The sequence below is a fragment of the Ruegeria sp. HKCCD7628 genome (genome assembly GCF_057221005.1).
This window is the reverse complement of record NZ_JBWVBA010000003.1, coordinates 1-15,905: the sequence shown is the minus strand read 5'-3', so window position 1 is coordinate 15,905 and position 15,905 is coordinate 1. Positions and strand designations below refer to the sequence as shown.

Genomic DNA, 15,905 nt, shown 5'->3' with positions numbered 1-15,905 from the left:
AACGTTAATTTTCCGGCATTGGCGGTGGCGTGTAACCATCCCATTTGCCGGCTTGAACCTTTTCAGAAGGCTCTTTTTCTTTTGAACGCGGTGCATTGATGTATTCGTCGCTCACAGCTGGTGGCAGAGCATATTCGTCAACACTCGCTTCCCGAACAACGATCTGATCCTTTGTTACGTTTATCACCTGTAGGTCTCGCGCCAGAGTGAGCGGTCCATCGTATGTCGAACGGACACCTTCCAGGATTGCCTGATAGTTTTCGGGCGAAAGAACAGAGTGATACCCTAGGGCCATGCGTGGCTCGACAGCGGACATAACTTTGCCGAAAGCCGCAGGTTCCGTATGAACGCGCGTAGCTACATAAGTCGCCTGTTTCATGTCCCAGCCAAAATAAGGGGCTAGCGCATCCGGTGGCAGGAAGGCCTCGTGAGACGCGATGTCCGCCCCTTTGGCATATTCTACATACCATTTGTTCGGGTATGTATCGCCACCAAATACGTATTTCAGCCCATTCCATTCTAGAGAGTAGCTTACCGAGCCATCTAGGCTGTGGATCGCGGGCCAGGAACGGATAGTTACGTCGTTCTCCTGATAAACAATCTCGTTTTCCTGCATGTAATCGAATTCAGTGACTTCAAGCTTGGCGCCATCATCCGGCAGCGCGCCCGTTCGCGTGGCCAAGTCCCAGGCGTAAGCTTTGGACATGCCCTCAACATAGGCTTTGGTGCCCAGTTCATCTTCTGATCCGGACGGGCCGAAGATGCGGAGCGGGGTATATCTGCCCGAAAGCCAACCTCCAACGTGGAGGCCCATGAAGTCTCCAACGTGATCAACATGCAAATGGCTGAAGAAGACCTTGTCGATCTTTGCGAAGTCCGGTCGCAGCGAGAACAGGTTTCCCGTTGCGCCAGTTCCTACGTCAAACAGAAAGACGTCCCCATTCCCAAGTTCCACATAAAACGAAATCGAAACGGCTGCCTTGGTTTGGTTTGGCATCCCCGTCCCCAATGCCGTGATACGCATCTCATCCTCGCCGAGGATTTCAGTGTTGGGAAAGTAAGACGCAGGATATACACCGTTTTCGATTTCAGTGGCACTCCGACCTGTCGGCAAGGCGTTTTGGGCCGTGGCAGTGCCAGCCAGTGTCACGCCTAATGCCATCAATGTACCGGCTGCGGTTTTCATTAAGTTATTCATTGATCCCCCCTTCAAAGCGAAGCCTCGTAAGAGAACACGAAACCGTGAGCCTCTCGTTCACCATAGACATCTCTACGGTAAGCCCATAGACTGCTCTATGTCAAATAAAGAATGCTGTAATCTGAATGTCAGAATCTATCACTCGCAACTCACCAAAAAACGCCGCGACCAAAGAAGACTGGATATTGCTAGCGTACAACGTACTCAATGAGGGCGGCGTTTCCGCAATAAAGGTCGTGCCAATGGCAAAGCGACTGAACCTGACAAGCGGCAGCTTTTACTGGCATTTCAAGAACGTCCGTGAGCTTTTGGATGAGGTTCTCAGATATTGGGAGCAGGAACTGACTGACAAAGTGATCGCACAGGCAAAGACATTTGGCGGTCCCCCGGAAGGCCGCATTCTTCTTCTTATGAAAAAGGTCATAGAAGAGGACGCCGCCTTGCCAGATCACGCTGTCTCAGTGTGGGCGAATACCGATGAGAAAGTAAGAGAGGCGTATCAAAGAACCATCGGCAAACGATTCCAGTTCGCTGCCTGGATGTTTGAACAGGCCGGGTTTTCGAAAGAAGAGGCGAAAGCGCGTGGAAGATTGATGGTTACTTCGCTGATGGGGGACTCCTCGACCGGTCTGAAAGCGCGAGGCGATTGGGAAAAGGTTATAGAGCGGGAACATGCAATTCTTGTCGGAAAGAAGAAGATAGAATAAAAGTATTGTCCGGCATTGTGAGTTTGCTCGAAACGGACCGCCAGTTTCAAATTGCACTGTAGGAAGATCACACGCAACAATGCCAGATGCCGACGTTCAGTATGTGACCATCAAGATCCGCTTCGTCCGCAAGCCGGTCGTTCAGTTACCCTGTAGCGAACGTCCGCTTTCAAAGTCCGAAGCCTAAAAAGTCCAGCGAGTTCTTCATACAGACTTGTCCGTAGGCATCAGCAGGAATTTCCAAAATTTGAGAATCGGGGCTTGTTTAGTCAAGGCTATGTCCCTTTGCCCTGATCTGTCGAAGACCACATTCCGCCACATGGCACCACATCCTGCCACATCTGCGGCGCAGACAGCCCTCTGTTTTTATGAGATAATATGACCTGTCACCCATGAGATTGGGCGACTGTCGGATTATGTATCTTGTATGAAAAAGAAGCTCACATCCCGCTACGTTGCCACCGTGACCGCACCAGGTCCCAAGCGTCTCGAAGTATACGACCAGACGCTGTCAGGGTTTGGCCTGCGCGTGTCTCTAGCCGGCCGCAAAACATGGTTCTGCTCACCTCGCGTTGATGGGCGTGTCCGGCGACTAACGATCGGCACCTACCCTGCCCTATCGCTCGCCGATGCGCGTCAGAAAGCACAGGAAACGCTGCGGGACATACAGCTTGGGATCGTTCAAAAGCCTGCATGCCCAACGCTCGGTGAAATCGTTCCACAGTTCATCGATCTTTATGCAAAGCCGCGTAATCGAGGCTGGCTCACGCAACAACGTCTGCTGACACACCACTGGAAACCACTATTCGACATGCCGGTAGATCAGATCAAACGCCAAGACGCAGTACGTGTTTTGGACAATCTTGTTGCCGGTTCATCGGCTGGCTCCGCGAACAATGCGATGGCCGTTTTCAAGAAGCTTATGAACTGGTGTGTCGATCGTGGCGTTATCGCGAGCAATCCAATTTCTGGTCTGAAAACACCGCGCAAACCAGTAGCGCGCGATCGCGTGTTGACTGACGACGAATTGCAATTGCTTTGGGCTGCAACAAAACGCGATCAATAACCATTCGGCCCGCTTGTGCAGTTGCTCATACTCACCGGTCAGCGTCGCGCCGAAGTCTCCGAGATGCGATGGTCTGAAATCAACCTGAACGATGCGATGTGGACGATTCCTGCCGAACGCGCGAAAAACGGAATTGCGCATGATGTACCACTGTCGCCGCAGGTCATTAGCATTCTTCACGGCTTGCCCCGCTTCGCCGGTTCCGACTATGTGTTTACGACGACTGGCACCACTCCTGTCTCGGGGTTTGGGCGATTGAAAGAGCGCCTCGATCGCGAAGTCGGTTTCGACGATTGGTGGTTTCACGATCTGCGCCGTACGGCTGCTTCAGGCATGGCGCGCATCGGCGTTGCGCCACATGTCATCGAAAAAGTGCTCAACCATAAATCAGGTATCATTTCTGGCGTCGCTGCCGTGTATAACCGTTACTCATACGCAGATGAAAAACGCGAGGCACTCGAGCAATGGGCTCAACAGGTAATGCAGCCTTTCCCAAACTCTGGAGGACAGCGAGTGATGGTCAAACCCAGATGTCATTGGCAAAAGACACCCTAACCAAGATCGGTGTACGACTTCACGAAGTACCTCGGTTGCATAGCAAGATTGTTGCAGTAGACGACGACTTGTTGGCAATTGGCTCCTACAACTGGCTAAGCGCAGATCGCCACGGCAAGTACGCGCGCCATGAGACTTCATTTGTTTACAGAGGTCAGCACTTGGAACCTGAGATCAAAACGATCTTTCAAAGCCTCGGAGGCCGAGAAAAATAGCAACATGGACCGATAGGGCCCATTGTTTTGATAAGCATTTGAGTGGAGACACGAAAATGTTAGATCCACGTGCCATTAAAACGATCAGCACAATTAACCCATTCCAATCAATCCACTAAGTAAGATCAGATGGCAATGCGTAAGGAACTTGGGTGACGCATGGGTGACAATCTCCAGATTTCGATTGGTAGCATTACAAACCGCAATACCCCCGAACGCCCAGCCAAGATCTGACATCAGCCCTTGGCCAATGTATAAGCACCAGAAAGAAAGGCGTTCTTTAAATAGACCGGCAGCTTCTCAGGATATTCTTTCACTTCCTTCTTGGCGAAATTGGACAAAGCCACTGGATTGACGAACCTAGTGTGACATCCTTCTGTAAGTTGGATCAGAGTCTCGATTTTGAAAGAGACCGCACCGCCTGCCATACGGCCTTTCTTTGCACGCGTTTTGATCGCAAACGTTCCAACCTCGTTTTCGCGAGCAAACTCATCAAGCGCGGCCATGAATGAACGCAGATCTGCCTCGGATGTATCATCCTCGAGTTCAATCCTTGTGGTCTTCGGTCGGAGCATCTCCACCTTGCCCTCGTCATCCAGGTCGACAACGGCAAGCCGAACTTCCTGTGCCGATATCTCGCAACCGCATACTCTCATATGTCATTCCTTTGTTTGACAGTTCCTCACTAACATTTTTCGAACCAGAATATATGCCACCGATACCGGTTTCCGCGCGTTATCGCGGTCAACAAGGTTAGTCATTCAGATCCGCAATGCTGGCATAGGAAAGACGGTTGAAGGCAGTCATGCCGCCGCTGAAAGACCAAAAAGTCCAGCCAAGTCTCCCTGTGAGGTTTTCCGTAGGCGCCGAAAGGAAATTCTGAATTGTGAGTTTTGATCTTGCTTAGCTTAACAAAGCGGCCATTCACTCGGCTCACGTCGAACTTCTGCTCAGCGGACTAAAGCCGTCATTCGCCGCACCTGCAATCTGGTCAGATCCGAATGTCAGCAAGGCGCAGAAACCGGACTTTGCAAAGTCTCGCTACGGCATCAAAACGGACGCTTATAGCTGTCTCGGATGTTGCGGGATAGATTCCCAAAAGCGGTCATTGATCTTTTGTACGGCCTCCCAAGCCGCCTTCGCGTTTGGATCGCAGAACGACAGCGTCTTCTCAACTTGTAGAGTTCTAAGCCAGGCAGGTTCGATTTCTCTGTTGCCCTCCACCGCATCAAGGCTTGTATCGTGCGTACTCGAAGTCCATATACACAAGGCTTACGTTTTTCTTTTTCGACCTGCTGTCTCCCCAATTCGGCGTTCAGTCTTTCGATTCAGACCGACCACGCCGAGTCGCCGCAATAATGCGGGCGGCAAGTATTTGGAGATTTCCACCATGGCAAATGGCACAGTAAAATGGTTCAACTCGACTAAAGGTTTTGGCTTTATCGAGCCTGAAGATGGCAAGCGCGATGTGTTCGTACATATCTCAGCAATCGAACGTTCCGGCCTTAGTGAATTAAAAGACGGTCAGAAGGTTACTTTTGACGTCGAAGCTGGCCGTGACGGACGCGAAAGCGCCGCCAATCTGGCACTCGCCTGACCTTTTTAAAGGGCACCCTTTTCGGGTGCCCTATTGAACAATGGGCTACAATAAGCCATTGGAGAACAAGTAACTTGCAACCTAAAGACTGGACGCGGGTGCTCGCGCAATACCGTGTTGCCGATGCGAAGCGCAGTGTTTTTGAACTTGCGATCACAGTTGCTCCCTTATTTGCGCTATGGGCCCTAGCGTGGTTTGCGTTATCTTTTAGTGTCTGGATCGCAATACTACTGGCCATCCTGAATGCCGCGTTTCTGGTCCGTATCTTCATCATTATGCATGATTGCGGTCATGGATCTTTCTTTAGAAGTCGCACTGTTTGCAATTGGACCGGTCGGGTTCTAGGTGTTCTTGCCCTGACACCCTATGACGTTTGGCGGCAAAGCCATGCGATTCACCACGCTTCAACCGGTAACCTTGATCGGCGTGGTATGGGTGACATCCCTACATTGACCACTGAAGAATACCTGAAGCGGAAGTGGTTCGGGCGTGCCGCTTATCGTCTGACCCGGAACCCCGTCTTCCTGTTCGGTGTTGCGCCGATCTATACGTTCTTTATTCAAAACCGTTTACCTCTTGGTTTCATGCGTTCGGGCTGGCTGTACTGGGCAAGTGCGATGGGAACAAACGCTGCAATTGCAGGGATATTGGCCCTAGTTTTTTGGGCCGGAGGCATTGAGGTATTATCGTATGTTTTCCTACCAACCATGATTGTCGCATCATCGATTGGTATTTGGCTTTTCTATATTCAACACCAGTTTGAACACACGACCTGGGAACGGGAAGAGGGGTGGAACCTTCAGAGCGCCGCATTCTATGGAAGTTCTCACTATGCCCTACCAGGCATCCTGCGGTGGTTCTCTGCTAACATCGGCGTACACCATGTTCACCACCTTGCCAGCCGCATACCGTTTTACCGGCTAAACGAAGTTTTGCGTGACCATTCTGCGTTAGAAAATTGCCAGCGTATTACTCTATATGAGAGCTTTCATTGTGCACGATTGCATCTTTGGGATGAAAAAAGTCAACGTCTGCTGACATTTTCCGAGGCTTTGTCGAACGCCAATTCCAAAAGGCATTTAGTGTAGTCTGGCGCGTACCAGATAGGCTTCGACCGTATCACCGCCCAGGGCGCGAATGGCCTCTAATCGGTGAAGGCCTTCAATCAGCACGAACCTCTTGTTGTCCGAGCGTATTTGGATCGGGGTCTTCTGGCCGTTCTTCAGGATATCTTCGGCCAGCGTCAGAACTTTTTGTTGATCAAGCGTTTTCGCCCGTTTCACAGGTACATAGATCAGGTCGAGCGGATATGGTCTTTTCTCCAACATAAGCTACGTGAGCAACCTTTCGTGCAATTGTTCCGGTTCAGAGTTCGTTGCAAAAGCGGGGGTTGGAACGTGCGTCATAGAACCGAACGAACAGCGTCGCGCAGTTCCTGATGCATAACCCAAGTGGCTGGCTCATCGTCACTTTCGATGTGAGAAAACGCCAGGACCTGAGCGGCGCCATCATTCTGCACCGATCCGGCTTCGGGTAGGTCCAGTTCCAGATATTCTGCGATCAATAGTCCGATTTTCTTAAAAACCTTGATGGAGGCCTCGCGCGATTTGTAACCGGCCGCCTGAGACAAATGACCAATGGTCAGACCGTCCTTGCCTGCGATTGTAAGTGCTTTGAGCATAGTGACCTGCGCAGGGGTGAGCCTAATCTGTCGCAATGCCTCGGCATATTCTCTTTCACTGGGAACGAGGGTGCCGGAGTTTCTCTCCAAACGGCGTTGACCGCTACGTTTCCTGTCTCGTTCACCGAGAATTTCTTTTAATGCTTCGATGGCCAATGCTGGTGTTTCGCCGACTGCATCAGCAATCATTGTCTGCGTTTTAGCCGGTGGCTTGGGGAATGCGCGCGCAACGCTGTTACCGCTCAGGATGCCGGCCTTAATCAAGTACTTTCCAAATTCTTCTTCAATCACTCCTGCTACGTCAGCGTTCCGCGACTCACGAACACTGCGATCCTGAAATGCTCTTTGTTCCAGACCACGAGCTGACATCTTTGAACCGTGAAGGGTTACTTGAGGGGCATTTTTGCGCATCAGAGAAACACCACCACAATTATGGTCGCAACAAACACCAATAACGCGATAAACATCTTTACTCTGTGGGACCAGCGATGCGCCCTTTCGGCCTTGAGCATTTTGCCAAGGTTTTCGTCAATCGAGTTATGGTTCACGGCTTGGTCCTTCCGGATTTGTCAGGCGATATTGATTTCCAGCGAACCTATTTTCGCGGCATATTTTCGGCGCACTTATCGTTCTGTCTTGTGAACGGCCGATTACATTCCCAACCATCACCTCTTCGATTCAAATGAGCGTTGGAAGGGACTAGGATCGCAACGCAACTGTCCTGGTTTGCGCGAAAGCCACGTTCACATTTCCATCCAGAGTAGGTTTCAGGCGCAAGGTATGCATGCTGTGGAACGGCCACAGGCTCACAGCCGCTCTCCGCTGCCCTGTACCCTCTGAGGCATACCCACCCATCCGAGCTTCTTTTGTCGCTCAGACGACCGTTTTTTGGAACTTCTATTGCAACACATGTTTGGCTTTCCTTACGAAATCCCCAGTTGCAGTGTATTTCCTGTGCGCCAAACCGGGTTCCGACGTACCCATTTTGAGGCGCTATCAATTCTTCGCATCTTTCACCGACTTGTCGGAAGAGCCGATTGCACTCCCATCGATCTCCGGTCGATGCAAGATATGCGTTTTTAGGAACTTCTATTTCCTCACAAAAATCTCCAACACGCTTGAATCCATGGTTGCATACCCAACCTGGACCATAGGAACTGCCGGTCAAATGCGCATTTTCAGGTGCGTTTGCTCTTTGACACGATCCGTTCTTGTTTTCGAAGCCTTCGTCACAGACCGATCCATCAGCATTGCCTGCGACTTGGGCGGGAAGCTGCGTTCCGGAGAGCAACACCAAGAGTGTCGGGATCAAACAAAGAACGCGGCGCGAAAACACGATGAGTGACTGATTGAAACGGAGCCTGAGACCTGATCTATCCGGCATCGGGCACGCGATTTATAAGCCATGTTCTGTTCATACGGCGCCTTCATTGATGGGTCACGCGATAACTGGAGCATGTCAGGTGACAGTTGCGAATGCTTGCGAGGAACGAGCTCAACGCGAAGACCCCAGCGCGACCCGTTCCTATGCTGGGGCACATGCTACAGTTAGTCTGAAGGCCATTGGATCATCGAAGCCGGCAGCATCGCGACGACGAGTAATTTTCACCAATGCACGTTTGTGGTCCTTTGCCAGAATAGAGTCAAGGAAGTTTCCCTCGTCGCAACGCTAGTACTGCTAAGGCAGGTGTTTGTGAAACAAGCACGTGACCAAGTAGCCTGGTGAACCGCCGAAAGAAGTTACTTGGCATTAATCTGTTGTTGTAGGGATTTGGGGGCGGAGCAGCAGCGAATGGCAGCTTAAGTCCGCGTCTCTCTTGTCGAGCCTGAGTGCGGCGACAGAGCGGTACGTGATCAAGGTTTCCTCGTGGCTATGAATGACTGGCCTGACGTCATCAGCAGCAACGCATCGACATTCGTGCCGCTCCTGTGAACTGATGCTGCGCAAGCACTCGCGGCGCGAGCAAATGGTTGATCTGCTACGCTTCTCGGGAATTGCAAAGTCTAATTGCGAATGTCCGTTTTGGGCTGGAAACAGTCGTCGCCGATTGAAGCAATGAGCGATTGCTTAGAACCTTTCGAGGACATTGCGCTAAAATTGGATTGGCCCTTGGCACGATTTGTCTGCGATAGTTTCGAGCTTTGGCATCCTGACCAACTCTACGGCTTAACACCAGCTTTCTTCAAGCCTTCGACCAAAAGCGCATTGTGTTCGGGTAGACGGAAGAGGATCAAAGCTCCGGAGACAATGCTGTCTAGGAACGCTGGGGCGAAATCCGCCAGCGCCTGCTCATGTGGCAGGCCTGCTTCGGCGCGCCCGAGGTGGGCGGCACTGGCGATCATAAGAGCCCGGCGGATCGGCGCACGCGGCGTCATCTGAATGGCGTGCTCACCCCAACGCATTGCGTCTTCAAAATCAGCGTCGGCGAAGGCAGCTTGGGCGAGCGCCAGATAGGCGTCTCCTACCCAGAGGTCAGTGTCGCGTGGGGAAAGCTGGAGGGCAAGGTGGGCATGTTCGCGCGCCTGTGTGGTTCGGCCGACCAAAGATTCATGCCAGGCCATGAAGAAGATGTTCCGGGCAAAGTTCGGGTTCAGTGTGAAGCCCAAACTGAAGTCGGCGTTGGCCCCGTCAAAATCTCCACGGAAATGACGAACCATACCGCGAACGCATAAGGCGCGCGGGTCGAGTTGACCACCAAGAAACAGAGGTTCAACGCTTTTCTCAGCTAGGCCCAGGTTTTCGGTGGGGTCCTCATCGAACTGGTATAGATAACGCATCAGGTAGGCAAACGCTTTGATCCAATGCGCCTGGACATTGCGCGGGTCGAGATCAATGGCGCGATCAGAGGCCGTTATGACCTCATCGAACTTTTCCTGAGAGTAGAAGCCTCCTGCGTAGAAGATCGCCATCGCACGTAGCGAGAGGTCGTAGGAGTTGAAGTCGATATCTCGAGCCACAGACGCGCGATCTATTTCGGCAATGGATATCTGGGGGGCGATGGCGCCGACCACGCTGCGTGTAATCTCATCCTGTAACGCGAAGATGTCGTCTAGCGTGCGGTCGTAGCGCTCGGCCCAAACATGGGCTCCATTTGTGCAGTCGATGAGTTGGGCAGTAATGCGTACGCGGTTTTGGGCTCGACGTAGGCTACCCTCTAGCATGTAGCGAACACCGAGTTCACGAGCGACATCTATATGGGTGACGGGGCGACCCTTGAACGAAAACGAGGAGTTGCGGGCGATGACGAAAAGCTCGGGAAAGCGCGAGAGCTCTGTGATGATGTCTTCGGAAACGCCATCACAGAAGTATGCCTGTTCTGGATCATTGGACATGTTCTGGAAGGGCAAGACAGCGATTGATGGTTTGTCAGTGGGTTGCGATTGGTATTTCGTGGAATCAGATTCGCCCTCCATCGCCAATTTGTAGGCGCGAACTGGCTTCGAGATGTTTTTGAGCGCTACTTCGCCAAGGTCTATGATGTCGTGTTCAATTTTGCCTCGAACCTGCCGGCATGCGTCGTCAGACAGAATGACACCGCCTGGGTCAGCGACGCCTTCGAGTCTTGCGGCAAGATTAACACCCTCGCCATAAATGTCGCCCTCGTCCAAGATTACGTCTCCAATGTGCAACCCTATTCGGAAGCTGATCCGGCTTTCGGTGGGGCTCTCGGCTTCGGCGGCGTGCAGCGCCTTCTGGAGCGTCGCTGCGGCCTCAACGGCAGAAACGACCGAGCTAAAAAGTGCAAACAGGCCATCACCGGTAAGCTTGATAATCTCACCTCCGGCACTTTCGATACTTGGATTGATGATGTCCCGTCGTAGGTCTTTGAGGCGAGCAAGTGTTCCCGCCTCGTTAGCCGCCATAAGCCGTGAGTAGCCGACCATATCGGCGGCAAGTATGGCGGCAAGTCGGCGTGTCATGCGCATTTCCCAATAGCAACCTTTTTTCGAATCTATCAAGTTCGGCAGTAGTGTGCCAACTTTCGAGAATGTCCGCTTCGGGCTGCCACCGGTCATTAATGTGAAAAGTAACGAAAGGCGACAACAAGCCCAATGCGGGCTTTGCCAACCTTTCAAATCAGCATCATCCCCGACCATTTCAGTTCGAGTTTCAATCCCTAGCGGGCAAGGCAACCTCGCCTTCCCAGTCAGAAATACGGTGCGGTAGCGCCAGGAATTTTGACGCCACACGTGTTTTGGTCGTTCCACTTCCAGTCATCCCCGAATATTTGCCGGTGGAGGAAACAATCCGCCAGTTGTTGACGCCGAAGGCAACAACCTCCCATCTCATGGTGAACGTGTCCTCTTCTTCACCATAAACACAGACGCCACCGCCGCTGACACCGCTGGGTCCGCCGAAACCCGAGCCCACGCACCGGACAAAACCAGGATCGATTGGTCCCTCGTCAACGGTATAAGTCCCATAGTTGTCCTCTTTCCAGAACACGTCCTCGCCCGCGGAAATTTGCTCTTGGTTGACGACATAGAAGTTCGTTGCCGACACTTTCTCTGCAGCAGTCAGACAATGAGGCGCAAAGAGAACTGCGGGGATAAGCATTGAACGCAACATGTTGTTTCCTTCGACAGTGGGGCAAAACCAGCATGATAGAGACTACGAAATTTATTGCTAGGAAAGGAACGCATAGCCGGACCTGAAAAGTCAGCTTCGTCCCGCATCTCAGAGATTGCAAAGCTTAGTGATGAAGGTCCGCTTTGGGCTGCGAGCGGCCTGATGCGGTTGCAGCAACTGGGTTGCGGCAAGAAGTCTGCAAATGGCTCAGTGCGGTCGTTCGCTGCGATCCGTCTGAGTGACCGCTATGTGGACGAAACGGCCATTCATCTGTTGGGAGCGAGTGCGGTTGAACGGCGCGGAGCGACAGTTCCTTTTTATAGATTGGCAGGTCTGTCTAGCTCAGCACAATCACCGTGACTGTACCGCTTTGCAAACTGTTGGAGGCCGCGGTCATTTCTAGTGTCTTTGGGCACCACTCCGATGATACGATATTTTGGGTCTCGTTCTGGTGTGCAGGACGAAAGTTACCATGATCCCGTACATGTTTTCGATTCTGGAGGAGAATGAAATGACGAGAAAGAGGCCCGAAGACCTACGTTCGGCTCGCTGGTTCTCACCTGACGACCTGCGGTCCATGGGACACCGCTCGCGTGCTATGCAGATGGGCCTCGACGGGGCGGATTGGGACGGCAAGCCAATCATCGCAATCATCAACACATGGTCGGATCTCTCGCCATGCCACCATCACCTTCGCGACCGGGCTGATTTCGTCAAGAAGGGCGTCTACCAAGCGGGCGGTATGCCCGTGGAGATGCCCGTGCAGTCTTTCGCAGAGCAGTTTCTCAAGCCCACATCCATGCTCTACCGCAATATGGGCGCGATTGAGGTTGAAGAGACCTTGCGCTCCCACCCCATCGACGGGGCGGTCCTGATGGGCGGCTGCGACAAGTCTACGCCTGCCTTGGTCATGGGCGCTGTCAGCATGGGGCTGCCCTTCATCTTCATGCCTGCCGGCGCAATGCTCCGAGGCAACTATGCTGGTGAGAAACTCGGCTCGGGCACCGACGTCTGGGAATACTGGGATGAACGCCGCGCAGGTAACATCACCAAGACGCAATGGGACGGCGTGCAGGGCGGTGTTGCGCGAAGCTACGGAACCTGCATGACCATGGGCACCGCCGCGACCATGATGAGCATCGCCGATGGTTGGGGCCTGACCCTGCCCGGGGCCTCTTCGATCCCCGCACCCGATGCCGGTCACAAGCGCATGGCTGCCGCCAGCGGACGCCGCTCAGTCGAGATGGTTTGGGAAGACCTGACGCCTGACAAGATCATGACGCCACAAAGCACGCGGAACGCGGTGACTGTCGCCATGGCCACGGGATGCTCGACCAATGCGATCATCCATCTTATCGCCATGGCCCGCCGCGCGGACGTGGATTTGACGCTCGACGATCTAGATGCGATCGGTCGCGAGACGCCGGTCATCGCCAACATCCGCCCCTCCGGCACGGACTACCTGATGGAGGATTTCTTCTACGCCGGTGGTCTGCCTGCCCTAATGAAGGAGCTGGGCGAAAAGCTCGACCTGTCAGTGCTCACCGTGAACGGCCGCACTATGGGTGAGAACATCGTGAACGCATTGAACTACAATGACGACGTGATCAGACCGCTCTCAAACCCAGTTTATCACGAAGGGTCCCTGGCCGTTTTGCGCGGGAACCTCGCCCCGGATGGCGCGGTGATCAAGCCCGCCGCGATGGATCCGAAATTCCAGACCCACCGGGGCCCCGCGATCGTTGCCGACAGCTACGCCGACCTGAAGGCCATCATCGACGACGAGGACTACCCGATGACGCCGGACCATGTTCTAGTTCTACGCAACGCTGGGCCGAAGGGCGGACCAGGCATGCCAGAGTGGGGCATGATCCCGATGCCCAAGGCACTCCTGAAACTGGGCCATCGCGACATGGTGCGGCTTTCGGATGCCCGGATGTCTGGCACGTCCTATGGGGCTTGTATCCTGCACGTGGCACCCGAGGCTTTCGTTGGTGGACCGCTGGCATTGATCGAGACTGGCGACATCATAGAAGTGGACATCCCCCGACGGTCTCTGCGCGTCGATCTATCGGAGGAAGACCTTGCAAGCCGCCGTAGCGCGTGGGCCCCTCCGCCCCCTCGCTATGAGCGAGGATACGGAAAGATGTTTTCAGAGCACATCGAGCAGGCGGATAAGGGCTGCGATTTCGACTACTTGCGGACAGACTTCGGCGCAGAAGTGCCAGAACCCGAGATCAACTGAGCAGGATTCCACTCTCTTGCAGGTCTAGCATCCCGCTTGAATTCATTGCAGACGTTGTCGACATGCTGCTCAAGCGTCCGCTCAGCGGACAAAGCGGCCGTTAGTTGCACCGCTGCACAGGACCTTGGAAAGAGTACTTTAAAGTTGAATAGTCACGTTTCTCTATCGACTGTTGTGCCTGGCACTTTTTCCAAGGCCGAAAAATTGACGGGCTTTGGCCAATATCGCGAGCGAACGCGCGTGAGAATTTGCAAACCCATCGCTAGAGAATTGAGCGTTCGAAGACAAACCGAATGACACAAGCCTTCGGCTGTAACAAGATGATGGTGGAGGTGTAAGTTATGGCGGATGTTTTCGATCGCATTGCAGATTGGCTGCAAAAGCTGGCCTTTTTTGATGCTGATCTTGGTGGACTAGTCGAGCAGTTAAGTAACAGGCTGATCGATGGTGGCGTGCCGGTCACGCGTGTTTCCTTGGGCCGCCTGATGATGCACCCTGTAATTGGATTGCTCGATGCAACGTGGGATGCATCGAACCATCGTATTGAATGGACTGTTCTTCCACGCAGCTCAGTAACGGCTGATCTCTTCGACAAAGCACCCTTCGGAGAGAATTCGAAATTGGCCAATGAGATTGCGAAACAGCACTTTAATGAGGAAGTTTGGGACTTGGCGGATGGACTTGCGAACGGCACAATCAAGTTTCCTTTCATGCGAGCAAATCTGACAGACCAAGCGACCCGTAACAAATTTCCGCTTTTCCGAAAACTCGCTGAAGCAGGTGTCACCGACTATGTCGTATGCAGTGCACCATTCGGCAATCGTACCGTTGTCTTTGACGGAGATATGGAGTGGGCTTTGGGCGCGTCGGTGTCTTTTGCTACAAAGCGTCGTTCTGGTTTCACAGACCGTGAGGTAGATGGTCTGTCGCGGCTATCTTTACCTTTGCTTGGTGCAGCGCGTGTATTGTCGGAGCAGTTCTTGGCAGCTGAGTTGATGGAGGTCTATCTAGGCAAGTTGTCCGGTCGATCCGTACTGAACGGTCAAATAGCCCGGGGAGATGTCAGCATAATTGACTGTGCTCTCTTGTTCAGCGATATGCGCGGCTCTACGGCTTTGAGCCAGCGCTTGTCATCGGAAAAATATGTCGCGACGGTCAACCAATTCTTCGATTGTGTCGGTGGGGCGGTACACGATCACGGCGGAGAGGTTCTTAAATTCGTTGGCGATGGATTGCTTGCGATCTTTCCTTTTGATGGTCAACGAAGACTACCCGAAGACATGTGCGAAGCTGCCCTGTCCGCGGCGCGTGAAGCGTTCCAAAGGAATGAAGAACTTGATCCATTAGACCGTGCTGAATTTGGGGTTGGTTTGCACACTGGGGCGGCTGTCTACGGGAATGTTGGTACTGAAAAGCGCTTGGACTTTACGGTAACTGGCCCATCAGTCGCGATAGCCAGCAGGTTAGAGGGCCTGACGCGAAAACTGGAGGCGCGGCTTTTAGCAACAGGCGATTTTGTGAACTTGGTATCTGAAGAGCCGAAAAAATTGGGGCGGCATTCTTTGCGGGGTTTTGAGGAAGATTTAGAGGTCTTTTCTTACGAAATTTTCACATAACGCTCAATTGCATTAGGCGATTGGCAATCATTCGTTTAGGCGCTGGTGCTGGAATTAAACCGGTCAGCTTTGGGCTCAGGGCAGTCGTTCGCTACACTCGGCATGAGCAACCGTTTTGCGGGACATTGCTGCCATCCGCATTTTTTCCTCCAAAGGACTGCAGTCAGCCCAAAGCGGACATTCGTAACAGGACTTTGTAATCTCCGGGACCGGATTTAGGTGCGCTGAAAACGCTGCATTCCCATCATTGATTTCATTGAAGAAAATCTTAAAGTCTTGCCCATAACTCTGTGCGGTGTTTGCGCATAGCTTTGCACGATTTTCCCTTAAGTTTGCATGCTACAGAGAACCCATCGAACAAACAGGCTCTCAGGCTTTAATACGGTGCCCAATTCCAGTTTACTCCCAATATCCAGCAGACGAGCGCCACGTTTTAGCTTCCGCGTCCCAAACAC

At 52.9% G+C, this 15,905-nt stretch carries 13 protein-coding genes; 7 read left to right on the top strand and 6 right to left on the bottom strand.

All coding sequences use genetic code 11. The features are described 5' to 3' along the window. Nucleotides 1-4 precede the first annotated feature (4 nt). On the bottom strand, nt 5-1,198 hold the full coding sequence (gntH, locus tag AC2TAD_RS08625) for a guanitoxin biosynthesis MBL fold metallo-hydrolase GntH (protein ID WP_170547495.1): 1,194 nt from the start codon (nt 1,196-1,198) through the stop codon (nt 5-7). Between the two features lie 125 nt (nt 1,199-1,323). On the opposite strand from gntH, the gene AC2TAD_RS08620 reads away from it, so the two are divergent. From AC2TAD_RS08620 to AC2TAD_RS08610, 3 genes are all read left to right on the top strand, one after another. Continuing rightward, nucleotides 1,324-1,905 (top strand): TetR/AcrR family transcriptional regulator, encoded by a 582-nt coding sequence (locus AC2TAD_RS08620; protein ID WP_170682523.1) that lies wholly within the window; start codon nt 1,324-1,326, stop codon nt 1,903-1,905. A 427-nt stretch (nt 1,906-2,332) separates the two neighbouring features. After that, nucleotides 2,333-2,971: a tyrosine-type recombinase/integrase gene (locus tag AC2TAD_RS08615; protein ID WP_480867164.1), complete on the top strand. Its 639-nt coding sequence runs from the start codon at nt 2,333-2,335 to the stop codon at nt 2,969-2,971. Between the two features lie 15 nt (nt 2,972-2,986). After that, on the top strand, nt 2,987-3,526 hold the full coding sequence (locus AC2TAD_RS08610) for a site-specific integrase (protein ID WP_480867163.1): 540 nt from the start codon (nt 2,987-2,989) through the stop codon (nt 3,524-3,526). 451 nt (nt 3,527-3,977) lie between these two features. On the opposite strand, the gene AC2TAD_RS08605 is transcribed toward AC2TAD_RS08610, so the two are convergent. After that, the gene (locus tag AC2TAD_RS08605; RefSeq protein ID WP_480746966.1) at nt 3,978-4,397 is read right to left on the bottom strand and encodes a DUF3010 family protein; all 420 of its coding nucleotides are present in this window, start codon (nt 4,395-4,397) and stop codon (nt 3,978-3,980) included. 734 nt (nt 4,398-5,131) lie between these two features. On the opposite strand from AC2TAD_RS08605, the gene AC2TAD_RS08600 reads away from it, so the two are divergent. Next, a complete protein-coding gene (locus tag AC2TAD_RS08600; RefSeq protein ID WP_170382448.1) occupies nt 5,132-5,338 on the top strand; it encodes a cold-shock protein in 207 nt (68 codons plus the stop codon). A 74-nt stretch (nt 5,339-5,412) separates the two neighbouring features. Beyond that, nucleotides 5,413-6,426, top strand: a complete 1,014-nt coding sequence (locus AC2TAD_RS08595; protein WP_480867161.1) for a fatty acid desaturase — start codon at nt 5,413-5,415, stop codon at nt 6,424-6,426. Here the strand turns inward: AC2TAD_RS08595 and AC2TAD_RS08590 are convergent. The 4 genes from AC2TAD_RS08590 to AC2TAD_RS08575 form a co-directional block, all read right to left on the bottom strand. Continuing rightward, a complete protein-coding gene (locus AC2TAD_RS08590; RefSeq protein ID WP_039524390.1) occupies nt 6,418-6,666 on the bottom strand; it encodes a ParB N-terminal domain-containing protein in 249 nt (82 codons plus the stop codon). The two genes, AC2TAD_RS08595 and AC2TAD_RS08590, sit on opposite strands and share 9 nt — an antisense overlap. A gap of 74 nt (nt 6,667-6,740) precedes the next feature. Then, complete coding sequence (locus AC2TAD_RS08585; protein ID WP_170382452.1) at nt 6,741-7,430, bottom strand: hypothetical protein; 690 nt, start codon at nt 7,428-7,430, stop codon at nt 6,741-6,743. Nucleotides 7,431-9,179: 1,749 nt separating this feature from the next. Further along, the gene (locus tag AC2TAD_RS08580; RefSeq protein ID WP_480867159.1) at nt 9,180-10,946 is read right to left on the bottom strand and encodes an adenylate/guanylate cyclase domain-containing protein; all 1,767 of its coding nucleotides are present in this window, start codon (nt 10,944-10,946) and stop codon (nt 9,180-9,182) included. 184 nt (nt 10,947-11,130) lie between these two features. Next, the gene (locus AC2TAD_RS08575) at nt 11,131-11,589 is read right to left on the bottom strand and encodes a hypothetical protein (RefSeq protein ID WP_170337121.1); all 459 of its coding nucleotides are present in this window, start codon (nt 11,587-11,589) and stop codon (nt 11,131-11,133) included. A 511-nt stretch (nt 11,590-12,100) separates the two neighbouring features. On the opposite strand from AC2TAD_RS08575, the gene araD reads away from it, so the two are divergent. Both araD and AC2TAD_RS08565 read left to right on the top strand, forming a co-directional pair. Next, nucleotides 12,101-13,834, top strand: a complete 1,734-nt coding sequence (gene araD, locus AC2TAD_RS08570) for an L-arabinonate dehydratase (protein WP_353394472.1) — start codon at nt 12,101-12,103, stop codon at nt 13,832-13,834. A gap of 341 nt (nt 13,835-14,175) precedes the next feature. Further along, entirely contained in the window at nt 14,176-15,450 is a 1,275-nt protein-coding gene (locus AC2TAD_RS08565; protein ID WP_170355765.1) for an adenylate/guanylate cyclase domain-containing protein, read from the top strand. Nucleotides 15,451-15,905: the final 455 nt, after the last annotated feature.

Coding starts and splice junctions, on each gene's coding strand:
- gntH (WP_170547495.1), bottom strand. CDS start 1,198: ATGAATAACTTAATGAAAACCGCAGCCGGTACATTGATGGCATTAGGC.
- AC2TAD_RS08575 (WP_170337121.1), bottom strand. CDS start 11,589: ATGTTGCGTTCAATGCTTATCCCCGCAGTTCTCTTTGCGCCTCATTGT.
- AC2TAD_RS08620 (WP_170682523.1), top strand. CDS start 1,324: ATGTCAGAATCTATCACTCGCAACTCACCAAAAAACGCCGCGACCAAA.
- AC2TAD_RS08590 (WP_039524390.1), bottom strand. CDS start 6,666: ATGTTGGAGAAAAGACCATATCCGCTCGACCTGATCTATGTACCTGTG.
- AC2TAD_RS08605 (WP_480746966.1), bottom strand. CDS start 4,397: ATGAGAGTATGCGGTTGCGAGATATCGGCACAGGAAGTTCGGCTTGCC.
- AC2TAD_RS08565 (WP_170355765.1), top strand. CDS start 14,176: ATGGCGGATGTTTTCGATCGCATTGCAGATTGGCTGCAAAAGCTGGCC.
- AC2TAD_RS08615 (WP_480867164.1), top strand. CDS start 2,333: ATGAAAAAGAAGCTCACATCCCGCTACGTTGCCACCGTGACCGCACCA.
- AC2TAD_RS08600 (WP_170382448.1), top strand. CDS start 5,132: ATGGCAAATGGCACAGTAAAATGGTTCAACTCGACTAAAGGTTTTGGC.
- AC2TAD_RS08580 (WP_480867159.1), bottom strand. CDS start 10,946: ATGCGCATGACACGCCGACTTGCCGCCATACTTGCCGCCGATATGGTC.
- AC2TAD_RS08585 (WP_170382452.1), bottom strand. CDS start 7,430: ATGCGCAAAAATGCCCCTCAAGTAACCCTTCACGGTTCAAAGATGTCA.
- araD (WP_353394472.1), top strand. CDS start 12,101: ATGACGAGAAAGAGGCCCGAAGACCTACGTTCGGCTCGCTGGTTCTCA.